12 protein-coding genes are annotated in these 20,765 nt (G+C 72.5%); 7 read left to right on the top strand and 5 right to left on the bottom strand.

The window, feature by feature from the left end; genetic code table 11:
* Positions 1-88 precede the first annotated feature (88 nt).
* Together ETAA1_RS01960 and ETAA1_RS01955 are read left to right on the top strand one after the other, a co-directional pair.
* Entirely contained in the window at positions 89-1,516 is a 1,428-nt protein-coding gene (locus tag ETAA1_RS01960) for a TolC family protein (protein WP_202920592.1), read from the top strand.
* Positions 1,517-1,587: 71 nt separating this feature from the next.
* A complete protein-coding gene (locus ETAA1_RS01955) occupies positions 1,588-3,057 on the top strand; it encodes a hypothetical protein (RefSeq protein WP_145233844.1) in 1,470 nt (489 codons plus the stop codon).
* Positions 3,058-3,087: 30 nt separating this feature from the next.
* Here ETAA1_RS01955 and ETAA1_RS01950 read toward each other — a convergent pair whose 3' ends face one another.
* On the bottom strand, positions 3,088-4,923 hold the full coding sequence (locus tag ETAA1_RS01950; RefSeq protein WP_145233842.1) for a peptidylprolyl isomerase: 1,836 nt from the start codon (positions 4,921-4,923) through the stop codon (positions 3,088-3,090).
* A 286-nt stretch (positions 4,924-5,209) separates the two neighbouring features.
* Here ETAA1_RS01950 and ETAA1_RS01945 point away from each other — a divergent pair, with 286 nt between their 5' ends.
* From ETAA1_RS01945 to ETAA1_RS01925, 5 genes are all read left to right on the top strand, one after another.
* Positions 5,210-6,490: a TIGR03790 family protein gene (locus ETAA1_RS01945; RefSeq protein WP_145233840.1), complete on the top strand. Its 1,281-nt coding sequence runs from the start codon at positions 5,210-5,212 to the stop codon at positions 6,488-6,490.
* 97 nt (positions 6,491-6,587) lie between these two features.
* Positions 6,588-9,803, top strand: a complete 3,216-nt coding sequence (locus ETAA1_RS01940; RefSeq protein WP_145233838.1) for an efflux RND transporter permease subunit — start codon at positions 6,588-6,590, stop codon at positions 9,801-9,803.
* Positions 9,793-11,091, top strand: coding sequence for an efflux RND transporter periplasmic adaptor subunit (locus ETAA1_RS01935; RefSeq protein ID WP_145233836.1), 1,299 nt, complete (start codon positions 9,793-9,795; stop codon positions 11,089-11,091). The genes ETAA1_RS01940 and ETAA1_RS01935 overlap by 11 nt, the downstream gene beginning before the upstream one ends.
* A 46-nt stretch (positions 11,092-11,137) precedes the next feature.
* Positions 11,138-12,472 (top strand): MATE family efflux transporter, encoded by a 1,335-nt coding sequence (locus ETAA1_RS01930; protein WP_238389348.1) that lies wholly within the window; start codon positions 11,138-11,140, stop codon positions 12,470-12,472.
* Between the two features lie 57 nt (positions 12,473-12,529).
* Positions 12,530-13,588: a transaldolase family protein gene (locus ETAA1_RS01925; RefSeq protein ID WP_145233832.1), complete on the top strand. Its 1,059-nt coding sequence runs from the start codon at positions 12,530-12,532 to the stop codon at positions 13,586-13,588.
* A 356-nt stretch (positions 13,589-13,944) separates the two neighbouring features.
* On the opposite strand, the gene ETAA1_RS01920 is transcribed toward ETAA1_RS01925, so the two are convergent.
* The 4 genes from ETAA1_RS01920 to ETAA1_RS01905 form a co-directional block, all read right to left on the bottom strand.
* On the bottom strand, positions 13,945-15,135 hold the full coding sequence (locus ETAA1_RS01920) for a VWA domain-containing protein (protein ID WP_145233831.1): 1,191 nt from the start codon (positions 15,133-15,135) through the stop codon (positions 13,945-13,947).
* A gap of 120 nt (positions 15,136-15,255) precedes the next feature.
* Positions 15,256-17,577, bottom strand: coding sequence for a DUF5682 family protein (locus ETAA1_RS01915; RefSeq protein ID WP_145233829.1), 2,322 nt, complete (start codon positions 17,575-17,577; stop codon positions 15,256-15,258).
* Positions 17,574-18,704, bottom strand: coding sequence for an ATP-binding protein (locus tag ETAA1_RS01910; protein WP_145233827.1), 1,131 nt, complete (start codon positions 18,702-18,704; stop codon positions 17,574-17,576). Before ETAA1_RS01910 ends, ETAA1_RS01915 begins: the two co-directional genes overlap by 4 nt.
* 84 nt (positions 18,705-18,788) lie before the next feature.
* Entirely contained in the window at positions 18,789-20,645 is a 1,857-nt protein-coding gene (locus tag ETAA1_RS01905; RefSeq protein WP_145233825.1) for a HEAT repeat domain-containing protein, read from the bottom strand.
* Positions 20,646-20,765 lie beyond the last annotated feature (120 nt).

Below are 20,765 nucleotides of genomic sequence, written 5' to 3'. Positions count from 1 at the left end.
GGGGGTTTGCGTCGTGCCGATAATCCCCGTGGTGTCGGTCGTCGGGGCGCCTTGGGGGGGTCGGATGTTACTGCCCGGACGGGCCGCCGTGTGCTGGGTCGCGGCCGCCGGGCTGCTCGCCGTTCCCGCGTGCGCCAGCTTCCGCCCCCCCGATACCGTCTCCGCCCCGCCGACCGCCGCCCCGGAGGCGGGCGCCGGCGCGCTGCCGATCACCCTTCCCGCCGCGCTCGCCCTCACCGGCGCCAACGCCCTCGACATCCAGATCGCCGACGAGCGCACCCGTGCCGCCGCGGCCCGGCTCGACCGGGCGAACGCCCTGTGGCTGCCGAACGTCAACGTCGGCGTCGACTACTTCCGCCACGACGGGCAGATCCAGGACATCGTCGGCACCGTGTTCACGACGAGCCGGTCGTCGCTTCTGCTGGGCGTGGGGCCGCAGGCGGTGGTGTCCACGGCCGACGCCGTGTTCGGCCCCCTCGCCGCGCGGCAACTGGTGCGTGCCGCCGAGGCCGACGCCCGCGCCGCCCGCAACGACACCACGCTGGCCGTGGCCGTGGCCTACTTCAACGTGCAGCAGGCGCGCGGCGAGGTGGCCGGCGCCGCCGACGCGCTGCGGCGGGCCGAAGACCTTGTGGCCCGGACCGAGAAGCTCGCCCCCGACCTGGCGCCGGACCTGGAGGTGAACCGCGCCAGGGCCGAGGCGGCGCACCGCCGGCAGGCCGTGGAGGCGGCGTACGAGCGGTGGCAGCTTTCCAGCTCCGAGCTGACGCGCCTCCTGCGGCTGCGGCCGGGCACGCTCGTCGAGCCGGCCGAGGAGCCGTCGTTGACGGTGGCGCTGGTCGAGCCCGGGCAGCCCGTCGAGGAGCTGATCGCCGTCGGGCTGACGCACCGGCCGGAACTGGCGGCGTACCAGGCGGTGGTGCAGGCGGCGCTGACGCGGGCGCGGCAGGAGGGTAAGCGGCCGCTGTACCCCACGGTCGCGGTGCGCGGCGTCGGCTCGAACACGCCGGGCCTGGCCGGCGGCTACTTCGGCGGCGGCATCAACGACGACGTGCAGGACTTCGGCCCGCGCTTCAGCGTGGACATCCAGGCCGTGTGGGAGCTGCAAGGGCTCGGGTTCGGCAACCGCGCCGCGACCCGGGAGCGCGCCGCCGACAGCCGGCGGGCGGTGCTCGAGCTGCTGCGCACGCAGGACGCCGTGGCCGCCGAGGTGACGCAGGCGCACGCGCAGCTGGAGCGCTCGGCGCGGCGGCTGGCCGCGGCCGGCGACGGGGTGCGGAACGCGGTGGCGACGGCGGAGAAGAACCTGCAGGGGCTGGGCCAGACGCGGCGGGCCGGCGAGCAACTGGTGCTGGTGTTCCGGCCGCAGGAGGCGGTGGCCGCGGTGGCGGCGCTGGACCAGGCGTACCGCGACTTCTACCAGGCCGTCGGCGACCACAACCGGGCGCAGTTCCGGCTGTACCGGGCGCTCGGCCACCCGGCCGAGGCGCTCGCGGCGCTGGCGGGGCCGCGGTGATCGGGGCGTGCGGGGCGGCGGCGCGGTACAATCCCGGTGGCCCGTTCGCCCCACCTCTCCCGGAGCCGGCCATGCCCGCACCCGACCGCCGCGCGTTCCTGTCCGCGTCGGCCCTCGCGTTCCTCGACGGCCTCCCCGCCGTGCGCGCCGACGAGGCCCGCGTCGTCCGCCTCGACGCCGACGCCGAACCCCTCGTGAGGCTCATCGAAGACACGCCGCGGCCGCGGCTGCTCGAAGAAGTCGGCGCCCGGGTGAAGGCCGGGCTGCCGTACCGCGACGTGCTGGCGGCGCTGTTCCTGGCCGGCGTGCGGAACGTGCGGCCGCGGCCGAGCGTCGGGTTCAAGTTCCACGCCGTGCTGGTCGTGAACTCCGCGCACCTCGCCAGCCTCGCCGGCCCCGACCGGGAGCGGTGGCTGCCGCTGTTCTGGGCGCTCGACTCGTTCAAGGGGGCGCAGGCCGACAACCAGCGCGAGTCCGGCTGGCGCATGGGGCCGGTGGACGAGGCGAAGGTGCCGCCGCCGCACCGCGCCGCCGAGGCACTCGCCGCGGCCCTCGACGCCTGGGACGTGGACGCCGCCGACGCCGCCGCGGCCGGCGTGGCGCGCGGGGTCGGCGCGGCCGAGGCGTTCGAGCTGTTCGCCCGCTTCGGCTGCCGCGACTTCCGCGACATCGGCCACAAGGCCATCTTCGTCGCCAACGCCTTCCGCACGCTGCAAACGATCGGCTGGCCGCACGCCGAGCCGGTGCTGCGGTCGCTGGCGTTCGCGCTCCTGGCCCACGAGGGCACCAACCCGGCCAAGCGCGACGGCGACCCGGACCGCCCCGGCCGCCGCAACCGCGAGCAGGTGGCGAAGATTCGCCCCGAGTGGCTCGGCGGCCGCGCCGACCCCGCGGCCGGGGCCGACGTGCTCGCCGCGGTGCGCGCGGCGACGGCCGACGAGCTGAGCGACAAGGTGGTGTCGCTGCTGAACGGCGGCGTCGGCCCGGCGGCGGTGTGGGACGGGCTGTTCGCCGGCGCCGGCGAGCTGCTGATGCGCCAGCCCGGCATCGTGGGGCTGCACACGCTCACGACGCTGAACGCCCTCCGCTACGCCTACCAGGCCAGCGGCGTGGACGCCACGCGGCGGCTGCTGCTCCTCCAGGCGGCGGCGTTCCTGCCGCTGTTCCGCACCGCGATGGTGAGCCGCGGCAAGGTGGGCGTCGCCCGCATCGACGCGCTCGAGCCGGTGGCCGGCGGCGACGTGGCGGCGGTGTTCGAGACGCTGTCGAAGGACCGGGCGGCGGCGGCGGGGCTGGCGCTCGGGCTGCTCCGCGCCGACCCGGCGAACGCCCGCCGGCTGACCGACGCCGGCCGCCGGCTGGTGTTCCTGAAGGGGACCGACTCGCACGACTACAAGTTCAGCTCGGCGGTGCTGGAGGACCACGCCGCCCTCGGGCCGGCGTGGCGCGACCGGTTCCTGGCGGCGAGCCTGTTCTGGCTGAAGGGCTCGGCCGGGCCCGACGCGCCGGTGGTGGCCCGGGCGCGGGCGGCGCTGGCGTAGCGCCGCCCGCGGCGGCGCGCCGCCGGGGCCTCACTGCTTCGGCGGCGTCACGCCCGACTGGTTGATGATCTGGCGGATGCCCTCGGCGTTCTCGGCCTCGCTCGGCGGGCCGCGGAGGATCAGGTTCGGGTTCGCCGCCGCCTTCAGCTGCGCGAACAGCGCCGCCACCTCCTGCCCCTGCTTCCGCGCCAGCACCTCCTTCTCCAGCGCCGGCCGCACGGCGGCGAAGTCCACGGCCTGCGCCGGCGGGATCACGCCGGTACACTTCACGCACACGATGCCGGCGGGCGTCTGGAACAGCTGGCTCAGCTCGCCCTCCTTCAGCTCGAACACCACCTTCTCGATGAGCGGGTTCGGGGCGTCGCCGTGCCGGCCGATCGGCCGCACCTGCCCGGCCGCGGCCGCCAGGTTCGGGTCGTTCTGCCCCCGGGCCACGGAGTCGAACTGCGCGTCGCCCTGGCGGGCCAGGTCCCAGTCCTTCTGGGCCTGGCGGAACTGGCCGGCCGGCCACATGATGATCTTCGCCGTCCGCTTCTCGCCGTAGTGGCGCTCGAACGCCTTCTTCAGCTCCTCCTCCGTCGCCTGCACCTTCCCCTTGCACATCTTCTCGAGCAGCACCCGCGGGCGGACCTCGTCCTCCAGGTACTCGGGGAGCGTCTTCTTCGCCTTCGGCAGCAGCTTCGACACGAAGTCGGCCTTCTCCACGCCGACGGCCTTGAGGTCGTCCGCGAGCGCCGCCTCGACCTCCTCGGGGCTGGCGGTGACGCCGCGCTTCGCGGCCTCGGTGGTCACGATCTTCACGTTGATGAGCGGCTCCAGCCGCTCGAACCCGCCGCGGGCGATGAGGAACTCGCCGAGGTCGCCGCGGGTGACGGGGACGGTGCCGAACACGACCGCCAGCACCTTCGGGTCCGGGTGTTGCGCCCGCGGGGCCGGCTTGGCGTTCGGCTCGGCCGGCCGCTCGGGCACGTGCTGCGTCAGCTGCGGGTTCGCGGCGGTGCGGATCTTCAGGAACACCTCCGGCATCAGCCGGCTGAGCTTGCGGTCGAACACGTCCTTCTCGATCGCGGCCTTCGCCTGCTCGAACGTCACGGCGTCCGGCGGCACGACGCGGATGAGGCGGAGGCACGTGCTCGTCGTCTCGGTCTCGACCCACACCGCGTCGCCGGGGTTCTTCAGCTCGAACAGCGCCTTCTCGACGCGCGGGTCTTCGCCGTCGATGTGCCGGCCGATGGGGGCGATGCGGCCGCCGTTCTCCTTCAGGTCGTTCGGCTGCTGCGTGGCCAGCTTCTCGAACTGCTGCTGGTCGCTGACGGCGAGCTTCTTCACGTCGTCGGGGAGCGGCGTCGGCTGCCTCGGCCACTTGATGACGAACGCCTCGCGCCGCTCGCCGTGCTTGGCCTCGAACGCCTTGCGCACCTCGTCCTCGGTCACCTTCACCTGGTCGCGGGTCATCTTGCCGAGCAGCAGCCGCTGGCGGACCACGTCGTTTTCCCACTCGTACAGGCTCTTGCCGTACCGCGGCAGGACGGCCCGCACGAAGTCGTCGCGGCTGAGGCCGGACGCCTGCAAGTCCTCGTTGAACCCGGCGGCGACCTCGAGCGCGGTGACGCTGACGCCGCGGCGGGCGGCCTCGATCTCCACGATCTTGCGGTTCACCAGCAGGTCGATCTTGTCCATGCCGCCGCGGGCGATGAGGTACTCGCCGAGCTCCTCGCGGGTGACCGCCGTGGTGCCGTGGATGAACGCGGCGACGCGCTTCCCCACGTCCGGGGCCTGCGCCGGCGGCTGGGCGGCCGCGGCCGTCGCCACCAGTACCGCCGGGATGACCCCGCCCCACCGCCAGACCGCCGCGCGGGTGCCCATACGTGCTCCTCCGAGGTTCGCCGCGGGATACCCACCCCCCGGCCGCGGGGCAAGAGAACTTGAGCCGAATTCCGGGCCGCCCCGCCGACTGGGTGCGTTTGCGGATTCCGGCCCGCCGTTAGGCCGGGGCGCAAGCCCCGTTGTGGTCCCGACACCCGCCGGGGCTTGCGCCCCGGCCTAACGGCTGTCGCCCCGGTCCACAGGCACGCCGCGCGGACTGCGCTTGGCAAGGGCGGGGGTTCTGGGTAATTCACTCCCGGCCCTGCCGCGGGAGGAACCGGACCCCATGCGCCACGCCCTCGCCCTGATCTTCCTGACGGCCTCGCCCGCACTGGCTGTCGAGCCCGCGGACGTCGTCGTGGTGGCGAACAAGACCGTCCCCGAGTCCGTGCGCGTGGCCGAGCACTACCTCGCGAAGCGGAAGGTGCCCGCGGCGAACCTCGTGCTGCTCGACCTGCCGGCGGCCGAGGACATCAGCCGCGCCGACTACGACTCCCGCCTCGCCGGCCCGCTGCGGAAGGCGCTCGCGGAGCGGAAGGACGCCGTGAAGGTGATCCTGACCGTGTACGGCGTGCCGCTGCGCGTCGGCCGGCAGGACCCCGGCGCCGACGAGAAGGCCGCGCTGGCGAAGCTGGCCCCCGAGCTCGACGCCGCCCGCAAGGCCGTCGAGGCGCTGGAGAAGGACAAGGCCGACCCGAAGGACGTGGCCGCCGCGCGGGAGAAGCGCGACGCGCTCGACCGCAAGCGCCGCAACCTGTCGCACGACGAGAGCCACGCCGCCGTGGACAGCGAGCTGATGCTGCTGTGGTGGGACCGCTACCCGCTCGACCGGTGGGTGCCGAACCCGCTGTACTTCCAGGGGAGCGAGCGCTACCGGAAGGCGTCGCCGCCGGCGGTGATGACGTGCCGCCTCGACGGGCCGACGCCGCAGACGGCGACGCGGCTCGTGGACGACGCGCTGGCCGTCGAGGAGAAGGGGCTGACCGGCCGCGTGGTGATCGACGCCCGCGGCATCCGCTTCGACCCGAAGGGGAAGGACACGGGCCACGGCTACGCCGGGTACGACGAGTCGATGCGCGAGACGGCGACGCTGTTCGGCAAGACGCCGCTGCCGGTGACACTCGACGACAAGGAGCCGGTGCTGCCGGCGGGCGCGGCGAAGGGCGTGGCGCTGTACTGCGGGTGGTACTCGCACGCCAACTTCGTGGACTGCTGCGGGTACGAGCGCGGCGCGATCGCGTGGCACCTGGCGAGCTCGGAGGCGACGACGCTGCGGCGGCCGGACAGCAAGGTGTGGTGCCCGAACCTGCTGAAGAAGGGCGTGGCCGCGACGCTGGGGCCGGTGGCGGAGCCGTACACGGTGGGCTTCCCGAAGCCCGCCGAGTTCTTCGGCTTCCTGGCGGCCGGCGACACCCTGATCGAGGCGTACGCGCGGTCGGCACTGTTCTGCAGCTGGATGACGGTGCTGGTCGGCGACCCGCTGTACCGGCCGTTCGGGCAGGCGCCGCTGCTGGCGCCGGCGGACGTGCGACCGAGCCCGGCCGGCGGGCAGAACCGGAGCCCGTAGCGCGGCTCCGGTGGCGGAGAGTTTTGCCCCGAGATGGTGACTTCTGCCGCGCCGCCGGGTTCAATGCCCGTGCCGCCCCGCGCCGCCGGAACCCGCGATGAACATTGTCACGTCCGCCCTGTCGCGCCCGGTCACCGTGCTCGTGCTCGCCGCCGGCGTCGCGCTGGCCGGCGCCCTCGCCCTCGGCCGCATGAAGGCCGACATCTTCCCCGCCCTCAACCTGCCGGTCATCTACGTGTGCCAGCCGTACGGCGGCATGGACCCGCAGCAGATGGAGGGGCTGATCGCCAACTACTACGAGTACCACTTCCTGTACGTGAACGGCATCCACCACGTCGAGTCGAAGAACGTCCAGGGCATGTCCCTGATGAAGCTGTACTTCCACCCCGGCACCGACATGGCGCAGGCCATGGGCGAGACGGTCGGCTACGTCAACCGCAGCCGGGCGTTCATGCCGCCGGGCACCGTCAACCCGTTCATCATGCGGTTCGACACCGGCAGCGTGCCCGTGGGCTACCTCGTGCTGTCCAGCGAGACGCGCTCGGTCGGCGAGATCCAGGACAAGGCGCTGTTCCGCGTCCGCCCGATGTTCGCCGCCATCGAGGGCGTCAGCGCCCCGCCGCCGTTCGGCGGGTCGCAGCGCACCGTCGTCGTCCGCGCCGACCCCGAGCGCCTCCAGGCCTACGGCCTCTCCGCCGACGACGTGGTGAAGAAGCTGACGGAAGGCAACACCATCGCCCCGTCCGGCCAGATCCGCGACGAGACGCGGATGCCGCTCGTGCCCAGCAACGCGATGGTGGTGCGGCCCGACGAGCTCGGCACGATCGAGGTGAAGCCCGGCGTCTTCCTGCAGGACGTGGTCCGCCGCGACCCCGTGACCGGCCGCCCGCTCATCGACGACGCCAGCGACGTCCCCACCGGCTACGCCCTCGTCAACGGCAAGCGCGCCGTCTACATCCTGGTGACGAAGCGGGCCAGCGCCAGCACGCTCGACGTGGTGCGGAACGTGCGCGCGAACCTGCCGCAGATGCAGGCCGAGCTGCCCGACGACATCCGCGTCAGCTTCGAGCTGGACCAGTCGCCGGTCGTCACCGCGTCGATGAAGGCCGTCGCCTACGAGGGGCTGCTCGCGGCCGGCCTCGTGGGGCTGATGGTGCTCCTGTTCCTGCGCGACTGGCGGAGCGTGGTCGTCGTCGTGCTGAACATCCCGTTCGCGCTCGTCGCCGCGGTCGTGGCCCTGTGGCTGACCGGCCAGACGCTCAACCTGATGACCCTCGGCGGCCTGGCGCTCGCCGTCGGCGTGCTCGTGGACGAGTCCACGGTGGCCGTCGAGAACGTCCACGTGCAGATGACGCGCACGCCGTCGGTGGCGCTGGCCGCGTGGCGCGGCGTCACGGAGACGGCGGTGCCGCGGCTCCTGGCGATGCTGTGCGTCCTGGCCGTGTTCATCCCGGCGTTCGTGATGGAGGGCGCGGCCCGCGGCCTGTTCCTGCCGCTGGCGCTGGCCGTCGGCTTCGCCATGATCGCCAGCTACGTCCTGTCCGGCACGCTCGTGCCGGTGCTGTGCGTGTGGCTGCTGAAGAGCAAGCACACCGCGGCGGCGGAGCGGCCGCCGGGGTGGTACGGCCGCGCCGTCGGCGGGCTGGTCGCGGGGCGGTGGGTACTCGTGCCGGCGTACCTCGTACTCGCCGGGGGCGCGCTCGCGCTGCTGGTGCCGCAGGTGGGAACGGACATCTTCCCGCGCGTGGACGCCGGCGCGTTTCAGCTCCGCCTCCGCGCCCCCACCGGCACCCGCATCGAGCAGACCGAAGCGATCACGCAGGAGGCGCTGCGCTACATCGGCGAGGAGGCGAAGGCCGCGGGCGGCGAGGTGGACATCACCCTCGGCTACGTCGGCGTGGTGGCGTCGAGCTACCCCATCAACGCGGTGTACCTGTGGATGGGCGGCCCGCACGAGTCGGCGGTTCGCGTCGCGCTCAAGCCCGGCTCCGTTCGCGTGGACGACCTGACGGCGCGGCTGCGCGAGAAGCTGCCGGCGCACCTCGAGGCGTGGACGGCGGCGCGGTGGAAGGCGCAGGGCGTGCCCGCCGACGTGGCGGAGCGGCGGGCGAAGGAGATTCGGCTGTCGTTCGAGCCGGCCGACATCGTGAACGAGGTGATGAGCTTCGGCTCGCCGACGCCGGTCGAGGTGCAGGTGGCGGGGGCCAACATGGCCGCGAGCCGGGCGTACGCCGAGAAGCTGGCCGCCGAGCTGGGCAAGGTGCCGGCGCTGAAGGACGTGCAGTTCGCGCAGCCGCTCGACTACCCGACGGTGGAAGTGACCGTGGACCGGCGCAAGCTGGCGGCGAGCGGCAGCACGGCGGCCGACGTGGCGCGGGCGGTGACGCCGTACACGTCGTCGAGCCGGTTCACCGTGCCGAACTTCTGGCGCGACCCGGCCAGCGGCATCGGCTACCAGGTGCAGGTGGAGGTGCCGTTCGCGCTGGTGAAGTCCGGGAAGGACCTGGAGGTGGTGCCCGTATCCGGCGCCGTGCTGCTGCGCGACGTCGGCAGCGTGAAGGACGGCGTGATGCCGGGCGAGATCGACCGGTACAACATGAAGCGCGTCGTCAGCCTGACGGCGAACGTGCAGGGCGCCGACCTGGGCACAGTGGCGAAGGACGTGGACGCGGCCGTGAAGGCGGCCGGCGACGCGCCGAAGGGCGTGGCCGTGGACGTGCGCGGGCAGATCACGCCGTTCCGCGAGCTGTTCCGCGGCCTCGGCTTCGGGCTCGCCGTGGCGGTCGTCGCCGTCGGGCTGATGCTCGTGGCGTACTACCAGTCGCTGCGGCTGGCGCTGGTGGCGGTGGCGCCGGTGCCGGCGGTGCTGGCCGGCGTCGCGGCGGCGCTGCTGCTGACGGGTTCGACGCTGAACCTGCAATCGTTCACCGGCGCGATCATGGCCGTGGGCGTGGCGACGGCGAACGCCATCCTGCTGGTGACGTTCGCCGAGCGCCGCCGCGCCGGGGGGTTGCCCGGCCCCGAGGCCGGCGCCGCGGCGGCGCGGGAGCGGGCGCGGCCGATCCTGATGACGGCCGCGGCGATGACCGCCGGTATGATCCCGATGGCGCTCGGCGGCGACCAGACGGCGCCGCTCGGGCGCGCCGTCGTCGGCGGGCTGGTGGCGGGTACGCTGACGACGCTGTTCGTGCTGCCGGCGGCGTTCGGGCTGGCGATGGGCCGGCGGCCGGCGCGGTCGGCGTCGCGGAACCCGTTCGACCCGGCGAGCCCCGTATACGTTCCCGGTGTGCAGGAGCCTGGCCATGCGACTTGACCGTGCCGTCGCCCTCGTCGCGCTCCTCGCGGCCGGCTGCTCGCGGCCCCCGGCCGGCCCCGGCGCCGCCGCGCCCGCGGCCGCGCCGCCGGTCACCGTCGTGAAGGTCGAGAAGCGCCCCGTCAAGCGCGTCGTGGAGCAGCCGGGCGCCGTCCACCCGTTCGAGGAGACGGTGCTGCACGCCCGCGTCGGCGGCTACGTCCAGAAGCTCGACGCCGACATCGGCACCCGCGTCACCCGCGACCAGGTGCTCGCCGAGCTCGCGGTGCCGGAGTTGGAGGAGGAGTTCAAGCAGAAGGAAGCCCTCGTTCGGCAGGCCGACGCCGAGGTAACGCAGGCCAAGAAGGCGCTCGCGGCGTCGGCCGCGGGGGTGGCCGCGGCCAAGGCGCACGTCGTCGAGGCCGAGGCCGGGCTCGGCCGCGCCCAGGCGGTGTACGTCCGCTGGCAGTCGGAGGCGGAGCGGATCGGGCGGCTCGTCGCCGGCGGCGTCATCGACACGCAGACCCGCGACGAGACGCTCAACCAGCTGAAGTCGGCCGAGGCCGGGAGGGCGGAGGCGACGGCAAAAGTGACGTCGGCCGGGGCCGCGGTGGCGAAGGCCGACGCCGACCGCGACAAGGCCGCCGCCGACGTGGCCGCCGCCGACGCCCGGCTCGACGTGGCCCGCGCCGGCGTCCGCCGCACGGACGCGCTGCGCGCCTACACCCGCATCAAGGCGCCGTTCGACGGCGTCGTCACCCGCCGCACCGCGAACACCGGCGACTTCGTCGCCGCCGACGGCCGGCACGGCCTGTTCGCCGTGGCGCGGCTCGACCCGGTCCGCGTCGTGGTAAACGTTCCGGAGGCGGATGCCGGGCTGGTCGACGCCGGCACCGCCGTGTCGGTCGCCCTGCCGACCGCGGGCGCGCCGGTGAGCGGGAAGGTGGTCCGCACGTCGTGGGCGCTCGACCCCGGCTCGCGCACGCTGCGGACGGAGATCGACCTGCCGAACCCGGGCGGGAAGGTGCGGCCCGGGATGTACGTGGTGGCGAAGTTGACGGCCGAGCTGCCGGCCGAGTGGGCGGTGCCGGCGGCCGCGGTCGGCAAGGCGAACGACGAGCCGGTCGTGTTCCTGGCCGAGGGCGGCAAGGCGGTGCGCGTGGCGGTGCAGTTCCACCGCGGCGACGCGCAGCACACGCAGGTCCGCCGCTACCGCCGCCCCGGCACCGCCGACTGGACCGACTTCACCGGCGCCGAGTCGGTCGCCGCCCCGGCCGCCGCCGTGACGGACGGCCAAGCGCTGCCGTAGCGGCCGTATCATGCCTGGTATGGGAGAACCCCCGATCGCGCGCCGGGTGCTCGCCCTCGCCCTGCCGGCGCTCGCGCAACAGTACCTGCACCTCGTCGTCAGCCTGTCCGACCAGTACCTCGCCGACCGGTTCGACCTGCCCGACCCGGCCGCCCGGAAGGCGTACCTCGCGGCCCTCACCACCGCCGGCTACCTCTACTGGGTCGTGTCCAGCTACACCGTGCTCGTCAGCGTCGGCAGCACGGCGCTGGTGGCGCGGTTCGTCGGGGCCGGCGACTGGGGCGGGGCGAGGCGGGCCACCGCACAGGCGGTGCTGCTGGCGCTCGCGTTCGGCGTCGCGGGAACGGTCGCGGCCCTGCTCGGGCTGCCGGCGCTCGTCGCCGCGCTCGGCCTCACCGGCGACGCGGCCGCGTACTGCCTTTCGTTCCTGTTCCCGCTGGCGCTGCTGCTGCCGTTCCAGATCACCGAGTCGGCGTGCGTCGCGTGCCTGGCCGGCGCCGGCGACACCCGCACCGGCCTGAAGGTGCTCGGCGGCGTCGCCGTGCTGAACGTGCCGCTCGCGTGGGGGCTGTGCTTCGGCGTCGGGCCGCTGGAGGGCCTCGGCTTCCGCGGCATCGCGCTCGGCACCGGCCTGAGCCACCTCACCGGCTGTGTCATCGTGCTGTCACTGCTGGCCCGCGGCCGCTCCGGCTTGAAGATCACGCTGCCCGCCCTGAAGCCGGACGGCGCGCTGCTGTACCGCGTGCTCCGCGTCAGCGTGCCGGCGGGCGTGGACAGCCTGAGCGTGGCGGCGTGCCAGCTGTGGTTCCTCGGCATCGTCAACGGCCTCGGCGACGTGGCCGCGGCGGCGCACGGCATCACGCTGAAGTGGGAGGCGCTCGGGTTCCTGGCCGGCGGCGCGTTCGGCACCGCGGCGATGTCGCTCGTGAGCCAGAGCCTCGGCGCCAACGACCCCGGCCGCGCCGCGAAGGCGGGCTGGACGGCGTTCGGCGTCGCGTGCGGCGTGATGACCGCGATGGGCGTGCTGTTCGCGGTGCTGGCCCGGCCGATGTTCCTCGTCTTCTGCCACGCCGCCGACGAGGAGCCGATCGTCGAGGCCGGCGTGCCGACGCTCCGGCTGATCGCGCTGGCGATGCCGGCGCTGGCGAGCCAGATCGTGTTCACGGCGGCGCTCCGCGGGGCCGGCGACGCGCGGGTGCCGGTGCTGTTCAGCTGGCTCGGCTTCCTCGGCGTGCGCATCCCGCTGGCGTACCTGCTGACCGGCCCGGCCGGCCTCGGGCTGTACGGCGCGTGGGTGGCGATGGTCGCCGACATCTGGGTCCGCGGGGCGTTCTTCGCGCTGCGGTTCGCCGGCGGCCGGTGGAAGCGGGCCGTGGTGTAACCGCCGCGCCCGATTCCGGTACAATCACCCCGACGCACCCACCCCCGAGGGCACCCCGTGACGCCGCTCCAATCGCTCGTCGCCGCCGGCACCAAGCTGTACCTCGACTCCGTCGACCCCGTCGAGATCGCCACCAATCGGGCGAACGGGGCGACCGGGGCCACGTCCAACCCGATCATCATCTCGGACCTCATCAAGACCGGGAAGTTCGACGGCGACATGAAGGCGTTCTTCGCCCAGGGGCTCGACGACGAGGCCGTGGCGTGGGCCATGACCGACAAGCTGGTGAAGGACGCGCAGGCGGTGTTCCTCCCGGTGTGGGAGGAGACGAAGGGCGACGAGGGGTGGGTGAGCTTCGAGCTCGACCCGCTCCTCGAAGACACCGCCAACACGATGCCGGCGGCGGAGCGGTCGAAGAAGTACATCGAGCTCGGCAAGAAGTGGTCGGCCGGGCACACGAACCGGATGATCAAGGTGCCGGCGACCCCGGGCGGGCTCGGCGCGCTCGAGGAGCTCATGGCCGCCGGGGTGGCGCTGAACGTCACCCTCATCTTCAGCGAGCGGCAGTACAAGGCGGCCCGCGACGCCTGCTGGCGCGGCGCCCAGCGGCGGAGCGACAAGGCGAATGTGAAGTCGGTGTACAGCATCTTCGTGAGCCGGGTGGACGTGTACACCGAGAAGGCCGTTCCGAGCCTGTCGCCCGCCGCCCAGGGCCAGGTCGGCATCGTGAACGCCAAGCGGATCTGGAAGATGAACAAGGACTACTGGGCCGACAAGGGGCTGGCCCGGTCGCAGGAGATGATCTTCGCCAGCACCGGCACGAAGAAGATGATGGACGGCACCACGCCGCCGGCCTGGATGTACGTCGAGGCGTTCGCCGGCAGCGACATCGAGACGAACCCGCCGGCCACGAACAAGGCCGTGCAGGAGTGTGGGCGGACGTTCACCTCCCACATCAACGAGCTGCCGCCGGCCGACGTGCTCGCCGAGATCGACGCGAAGGTGGACATGCAGAAGCTGGAAGAGACGCTGATGCGGGAGGGCTTGGAGAAGTTCGCCGACCCGCAGAAGGCGCTCCTCGCGCTGATCACCAAGAAGCGCGCCGAGCTCAAGTAGGGGGCGTGGGTAGTACCGTGCAACAAAGCCGGGGGATCTTCACCCGGCTTTCTTTCGATCCACGTCCCACGGCCCCCGGCTCGTAGAGACGCCGGCGGGAGTCGAACCCACGCGGGCCGGGTTGCAGCCGGCCGGCCGACCCGTCGGTCGGCGTCAGTATCCCCGCCTGGAGTCGAACCAGGCCTACGACTTTCGTAGAGTCGCGTGCCTCCGCCACACCCCGGGGACGCGAGAAGGGACACGGTTGGTCGGGGCAGGTTCGCGCGAGAGGCGAGCCGGGAGCGTGAGCGACCGGAGTGGCACGCGCATGTGTGGCGTGCCACTCCGGTCGCTCACGCACCCGGCTCGCCGAATGGTTACTTCGCCGGCTCGGCCTTCGTGGCGAACCGCGTCAGGTCGCCGCCCTTGAGCGCCGCCTCGACCAGTTCCGGCAGCCGGGCCGGCGTGCACGCGAAGCACGGAATCCCCAGCGCCGCCAGCTTCCGCGCCAGCCGCTCGTCGTAGCACGGGGCGCCGCCGTCCGCCAGCGCCAGCAGGCAGATCGCCTTCACCCCCGCCGCCTTCATCTCGCCCATCCGCCGCACCAGCTGCGCCTCGTTGCCGCCCTCGTACAGGTCCGTCAGCAGGATGAACAGCGTCTTCTTCGGATCGGTGATGAACTGCTCGCAGTACGCCACACTCTTGTTGATGTCGGTGCCGCCGCCGAGCTGCACGCCGAAGATCATGCCGACCGGGTCGTTGCCGCACTTCTCCGTCAGGTCCACGACCTCGGTGTCGAACGCCACGACGCGCGTGTTCAGCGCCGGGATGCTGGCGAAGATCGACCCGCACACGGCGCCGTACACGACCGAGTCGGCCATGCTGCCGGACTGGTCCATGTCCACGATCACGGTGTAGGCGTTCGACCGCTGCGCCCGGCTGAAGAAGGACACCCGCTCCGGCACGATGGTGCCGAGGTCGGGCTGGTAGTTCTTCAGGTTCCGGCCGATCGTCCGCTTGAAGTCGATGGACGTGGCGCTGGGGATGGGCGAGTGTTCGCGCCGGTTCAGCGCCCCGGTCACGGCCTGGCGAATCTGCTGCTCCAGCTTCTTCTTGATCTCGTCCACGACGGCCGCAACGACCATGCGGGCGGTGTCCTTGGTGCGCTCCGGGATGCGGCCGGAGAGCGACATCAGGGTGCCGACGAGCTGCACGTTCGGCTGCACCGACTTGAGCGTCTCCGGCTCGAACAGCAGCTGCTTGAGCCCCTTCCGCTCGATGGCGTCGGTCTGGATGACGGAGACGACGTCTTCCTTGAAGTACGTGCGCACGTCGCCGAGCCACTTGGCGAGCCGCGGGGCGGAGGCGCCGAGCCCGGCCGAGCGCTTCTTGGGGGTGTCCTCGTCCTCGGGGATGTCGTCGTAGATGGCGCCGAGGGCGGCGTCGATTTCGGACTCGGCGGCGCTAAGGGCGCAGCCGCCCATGCCGCCGAGGGCCGGTTGCGCGTCCTGGCCGAGGATGAGGCGCCAGCGGCGGAGTTGCGTGGCGTCGGGGGTAGCAGTGGGCATGGGACGCTCCGAACTGAATGGCCGCAAAAAGGCACAAAACGCACAAAATGAAAGTCAGAAAGCGAGTCACCACACGTCATGTTTTGTGCTTTTTGTGCCTTTTTGCGGCCATTCTCTCACTTAAATGTCGTCGAAGTTGAACTCGCTCAGCTCCGCAACCTTCTTCTGCTCCGTCTCCGTCAGCTCGGCGCTCAGCACCTCCGACGCCTGCTCGGCGCTCACGCCCCAGTGCTCGGCCAGGTTCTCGCAGATCTGTCGCTTCTGGTGTGGGGTGAAGCCGCCGAACGCCCGCCGCAGGAACACGATCGCCCGGCGGAACTGGTCGTCGTCCAGCGCCGCGACGTAGTCCGCCAGCTCCGCCCACAGCGGCTGCCGCGCCAGCAACGCGCCGCGGTTCCGCCGCGACAGCCCCTCGAACCATCCGGCGCCGAGGTCGGCCGGGATGCCCGGCGACAGCCGCCGCGACACCTCCCGCGCCAGCGCGTCCGTTTCCATCACGCCGCGCTCCAGCAGCACGGCGCAGGCGTAGCCCGACAGCAGCGGGTTGCGGTCGTCGGCGTCGGACAGCTTCCGCAGCTCGCGCAGCCACATCTCGATGTCCACCCGCTCGTGGTGCTCGTCGCTCACGCGGTTCAGCTGGTCGATCGCCTCGACGTAGGTCGCGGCCGCCTGGTTGTCGCAGTTGGCGGCACCGAACAGGGCAAGCGAGCCCTGCACGAACAGCTCGTCGATCAGCGGCAGGAGCGGCACCGGGTCGAACTTGCGCACGTCGCCGTAGCGCACGACCTGGCTCAGCCGCGCCGCCGCGTGGGCGACCGCCGCCAGGTCGGAACTGACCGCGGCGAGTTCCTGGAGCCGCTTCCGGGCCGCGTCCGTGGAGCGACCCAGGCCGCACAGGCACGAGTCCATCACCACGTCGGCCGCGTCCGCGATGGTCACCGCAGCTTCGAGCCGCTGCTTGAACTTGTACCCGGCCGCGAGCTCGACCGTCTCGCCGAGCAGCACCGCCTCGACGAGCGCGATCTCGTGCTCCGGCGTCCACTGCAGCTTCCAGCGCTCGTACCACGTCCCCTGGTCGGTGCCGCCCTTCAGCGGCTTGGCGAAGCCGATGTCCAGCACGCGCAGGCGGTGGAAGAACGACGACCGCCGCAGGTCCGTGAACGCCGACTCAGCCGTCTTGGCGCGGCGGTCCTCGCGCACGTCCAGCTCCAGCTCCACGGCCACGGTCGTCTTGTACTTCTCCAGCCGCAGCCGGCTCATCTGCCGGTCGAAGTCCTCCTGGATGGACGTGCGCGCCACGCCCTGCGGCAGCGCGCCGATGGCGGTGCCCACGTCCACGCTCGCCAGCGCCTCGGCGATCGTGCTCACGTCGCCGTGGCCCATCAGCGTCACGGCCGCGTCGTGCAGGTCGGCGAGGGTGGGGGCGGTGCCGTCGTGCAGCGCCGCGAGCGTGCACGCCAGGCGGACGCCCTCGATGACCTCGGCGGTGCTGCGGTGCGTGCCGGCGGCGCGCTGGTGGCGGACGACCTCGCTCAGGTAGCGGTGCGGCAGCTCGGCGAGGCCGCCGGCCTGGATCATCTCCCAGCACAGGTGGAAGTACGCCGGCGCCCGGTTCCCCGCCCCGTACCCCGACTGGCTCGACAGCTTGAAGTACGAGTACGGCATCAGCGTCAGCTTGCCGGGCCGGCGCCGCAGCGACGCGAGTTCGGCGTCGGTCATCGCCGGCAGCTCGGGGCCGAGCACCGGCGCGTGGAAGGCGCCGACGACCGCGACGACCTGTTCGGGCTTCACGCCGTCGTCGAGCACCTCGCGGATGCGGCGGCGCATGTACGCCTCGCGGACGAGGTTCTCGGCGCGCCACACGGGCTCGTCGGCCTCGGCGCGCAACTCGCGCCCGAGCTCGAACGCCGCGCGCTGGTACGAAGCGTCGTTCAGGTTGTGCTCGAAGCGGCGCTCCCAGTAGCTGTCGTAGTCCGGCTCGCCCTCGCGGTCGGCGATGCGCTCGTAGATCGACTCCCCGCGCTCGGGCCGCCACGCGGCGTCCTTCTCGGCCTCGCCGTCGTCCGCGTCCTTGGCGGCGCCGCGCGTCAGCCGCTCGATCTCCACGTCCTGCAACCCGAGGAACACGTCCGACGGCAGGTCGATGAACTCGACGCGGGCGCCGTGCTCCTTCGCCCACACGACGGCCTGGAACTCCGGGCTGTACGCCGCGAGCGGGTACACGAGCGTGCGCACCGGCATGCTGTCCGTGTACGCCAGGATGGCGACCGGCGGCTTCGTCCCCTTCTTTTGCAGGTGGTGCACCATCGGCCCGGCGTCGGCCAACCCCTCGACGCAGATCACCTTCGGCTTCACGCGGTCGAGCAGGGCGCGGAGGTGCCACGCGCCGCCGGGCGACAGGTGGCGCACGCCGAAGACGTGGACCGTACCGGGGGCGGTCACGAGTTCGCCTCCGCGCACGCGGTGAACAGCGGCCGCCAGTCGGCGCCGCGCTTCTTCAGCACGTTCGCCAGGTACTCGCCCCACACCACCTTGTCCTTCTCCTCGTCCTTCACGACGGCGCCCTGTAACCCCGCCGCCAGGTCGATCGGGCTGACCTCGCCCGTGCCGAAGTGACCGGCCAGCGCCATGCCGTTCGTCAGCACCGAGATCGCCTCGGCGGTCGAGAGCACGCCGGTCGGCGTCTTGATCTTGGCCTTGCCGTCGAGCGTCTGGCCGCCGCGCAGTTCGCGGAAGATGGTAACGACCTGCGTCGCGGCGTCCTCCGACGGCGGCGCCGCCTTCAGCTCCAGGTGCGCCCCCAGCTCGGCGACGCGCTTGCGGACGATATCCACCTCCGTTTCGAGCGTCGCCGGGCTCGGCAGCACGACGGTGTTGAAGCGCCGCTTCAGCGCCGCGGACATGTCGTTGACGCCGCGGTCGCGGGTGTTCGCGGTGGCGATGATGGAGAAGCCCTTCGCCGCGGGAATCTCGGTCGCCAGTTCCGGCACCGCGAGCCGCTTCTCGGACAGGAGCGAGATGAGCGCGTCCTGCACCTCGGCGGCGCAGCGGGTGATTTCCTCGAAGCGGGCGAGGGTGCCGGATTCCATGGCGCGGAACACCGGCGACTTGATGAGCGCCTCCGGGCTCGGCCCGCGGGCGATCAGCATGGCGTAGTTCCACGTGTAGCGGATCTGCTCCTCCGTGGTGCCGGCGGTGCCCTGCACCACCTTCGTGCTGTCGCCGTTGATCGCCGCCGCGAGGTGTTCGCTGAGCCACGACTTCGCCGTGCCGGGCTCACCGATCAGCAGCAGCGCGCGGTCGGTGACGAGCGTCGAGATGGCGATCTCGACGAGGCGGCGGTGGCCGATGTATTTGGGCGTGACGGCGAGGGTGCCGGCCTTGCCGCCGCAGATGTACGTGGCGACGGCCCGCGGCGACATCCGCCAGCCGGGCGGCTTCGGGTGCGTGTCGGTCTTGATGAGCTGTTCCAGCTCGGCGGCGAACATCTCTTCGGCGGGGGCGCGGAGGACGGTGGACGCGGTGCCGTTCGCGGCGGCGGGGGCGTCGTCGGGTTTCTTCTTGGCCATGACCGGGGCTCGGGGGTGAGGTGTATTGGGTTTGCCGCTTGCGGCGTAGCGGCGTTGACGCCGCTACGCCGCAAGCGGAGGGAATCAGGGCGCCGCGCCCTTCGCCTTCAGCTTGTCGATCGCCTTCTGCCAGTCCTCGCCGACGTGCTCGGCGACGTCCTTCGGGAAGCCGGCCAGCGCCTCCTCCAGCCGCGGCACCGCCGACAGCGGCAGCCGCGGGATCATGTTCGCGTACCAGTAGAACTGGTAGAAGTGCACCTTCTTCGGCCGCCGCGCCAGCCCCGCGAAGAAGGCGTCGGCCGCGTCCGGGTGCGCGACCCGGAGCAGGGTGGTCATCTCGTTCTGCACGTCGGACGGGTGCTTGGCCTTCTTCAGGGCCGCGTCGAACTCGCTCTTGGCGAACGCCAGCGCCCCCGCGTGACCCGGCCGGGCGAGGGCCTGAATCGCCCCGGTGTGCTTCGCCGCCACCGCCAGGTCGAGCCACCGCGGGTCGTACGGCTGCGGCTCCGGCCGCTCGCGCTCCGGCTCGTCCAGCTCCGAATCGTCGTCGTCATCGTCGTCGGGGTTGAGCCACTGGTACGGGTAGAAGTCGCTGTCGATCGCGTCCAGGACCGCCTCCCGCCGTTCCCACTCGGGGTCCTTCCCCCGCTTCTTCCCCCGGCCGGCCGTGGCCGCGATGTAGGGGGCGAAGCTGTCGTACAGCTCGGCCGGCGTGAGGTACGGCCGGCCGGCCTCGAACGCCTGCTGGAGTTGGTCGGGCTCCAGCTCGGCGTGCGCCGCCACCAGCGCCCGCCGCACCGCCTCGGAGCCGTCGGCCATCTGCGAGACGACCGACTCCACCACGTCGGTGCCGGAGTAGGTCGAACCTTTCACCTTCGCCAGCTCGGCCCGGCGGGCGAACAGGTCGAGCAGCAGTGCGTCGAGCTCGGCGGACTTGGCGTCGGGCAGGGCGTTGAGCAGGTCGGTGATGCGGTCGGCGGCCTCGGACGCCTTCTTCTTGTCCTTCAGCTTCAGGAACGCGTCCACCGACGTGCGGATCTCCGCGGCCAGCACCGCAGCCAGCTTCGGGTTCTTGCTGTCGACGATGGCGTGGGCGGCGAGGTGCAGGTCCTTCCCCTGGACGGCCTTCGCCAGCACGGCGACCGCGGCCGGGTGGTCGAGCTTGGCGAGCGCCTGGTACGCCGCTCCGCGCACGTCCTGCGTCTTGGACGCGGCCTGGTCGATGAGGTAGTCGCGGTCCTCGGGCTCGGCCCCGAGGCACGAGATCGCCGCGACCTTCACCTCCTTCGAGCCCTTGTCCAGCGCCTCCTTCACCAGCTCGCGGGCGCCGGCGGCGTCGATCTGGTGCATCAGCTTGAGGCGGCGCGGGTGCCCCTTCGTCCCCTTCGGGTCGTACTTCGCCCGCAGTTCCTCCAGCACCGCGGTCCCGTACTGCGGTAGCACCTTGTCGGCGATCAGGTCGGCCACGTCGGCGTAGCCGTCGTCGATGGCGGCGAGGGCGGGGCGGATCAGGCGCAGGTCGCGGAAGTGGCCCTTGTCCACCGCCTCCTTGATGGGGGCGAAGCGGCCGCCGCCCTTGCCCGTGAGCGCTTCGAGGAGCGGCTTCAACTCGCGGGCGGGGATTTGCAGCGTGCTCCCGCCGAGGCTGCTGCTCTCGACCGGTTCGAGCGGGCCGGCGATGCCGGTCTCGCCCTGGGTGTAGAGGACGGCGCTGGCGAGCGCCGCGAGTTCGAGCAGCGCCTCGGCGGAGTTCGCCTCGGGGCCGTCGACGACGGCGCGGGCGGCTTCCGCGACCTTGGCGAACACGGGAGCCTGCGCCCCGGCCTGCTCCAGCGGCGGCAGGAGCTTGCGGAGGCGGAAGTCGCCCTTGGCGACCACGCTGCCCGCGACCGCGAGCCGGCGGGCCTCGGCGTACACCTGGGAGAGGACGGCGATGCTCATTTTTGGGACTGGGGGACAGGGTTTCGGATTTCAGCCCGAAGGGCTGAGAGCCCTCAGCCCAGGGCAAAGGCCGAAGGCCCGCCGCCCTGGGTACGCACATCCAACCAACGTCCAGGCTGA

The organism is Urbifossiella limnaea, from assembly GCF_007747215.1.
Taxonomy (GTDB): domain Bacteria; phylum Planctomycetota; class Planctomycetia; order Gemmatales; family Gemmataceae; genus Urbifossiella; species Urbifossiella limnaea.
Note: the sequence above shows the minus strand (reverse complement) of the source record. Positions and strands in the feature narration are given on the sequence as shown.

Excerpts from the sequence above, each read along its gene's own strand:
- ETAA1_RS01955 (WP_145233844.1), top strand. The coding sequence starts at position 1,588 with ATGCCCGCACCCGACCGCCGCGCGTTCCTGTCCGCGTCGGCCCTCGCG.
- ETAA1_RS01950 (WP_145233842.1), bottom strand. The coding sequence starts at position 4,923 with ATGGGCACCCGCGCGGCGGTCTGGCGGTGGGGCGGGGTCATCCCGGCG.
- ETAA1_RS01945 (WP_145233840.1), top strand. The coding sequence starts at position 5,210 with ATGCGCCACGCCCTCGCCCTGATCTTCCTGACGGCCTCGCCCGCACTG.
- ETAA1_RS01940 (WP_145233838.1), top strand. The coding sequence starts at position 6,588 with ATGAACATTGTCACGTCCGCCCTGTCGCGCCCGGTCACCGTGCTCGTG.
- ETAA1_RS01935 (WP_145233836.1), top strand. The coding sequence starts at position 9,793 with ATGCGACTTGACCGTGCCGTCGCCCTCGTCGCGCTCCTCGCGGCCGGC.
- ETAA1_RS01920 (WP_145233831.1), bottom strand. The coding sequence starts at position 15,135 with ATGCCCACTGCTACCCCCGACGCCACGCAACTCCGCCGCTGGCGCCTC.
- ETAA1_RS01910 (WP_145233827.1), bottom strand. The coding sequence starts at position 18,704 with ATGGCCAAGAAGAAACCCGACGACGCCCCCGCCGCCGCGAACGGCACC.
- ETAA1_RS01905 (WP_145233825.1), bottom strand. The coding sequence starts at position 20,645 with ATGAGCATCGCCGTCCTCTCCCAGGTGTACGCCGAGGCCCGCCGGCTC.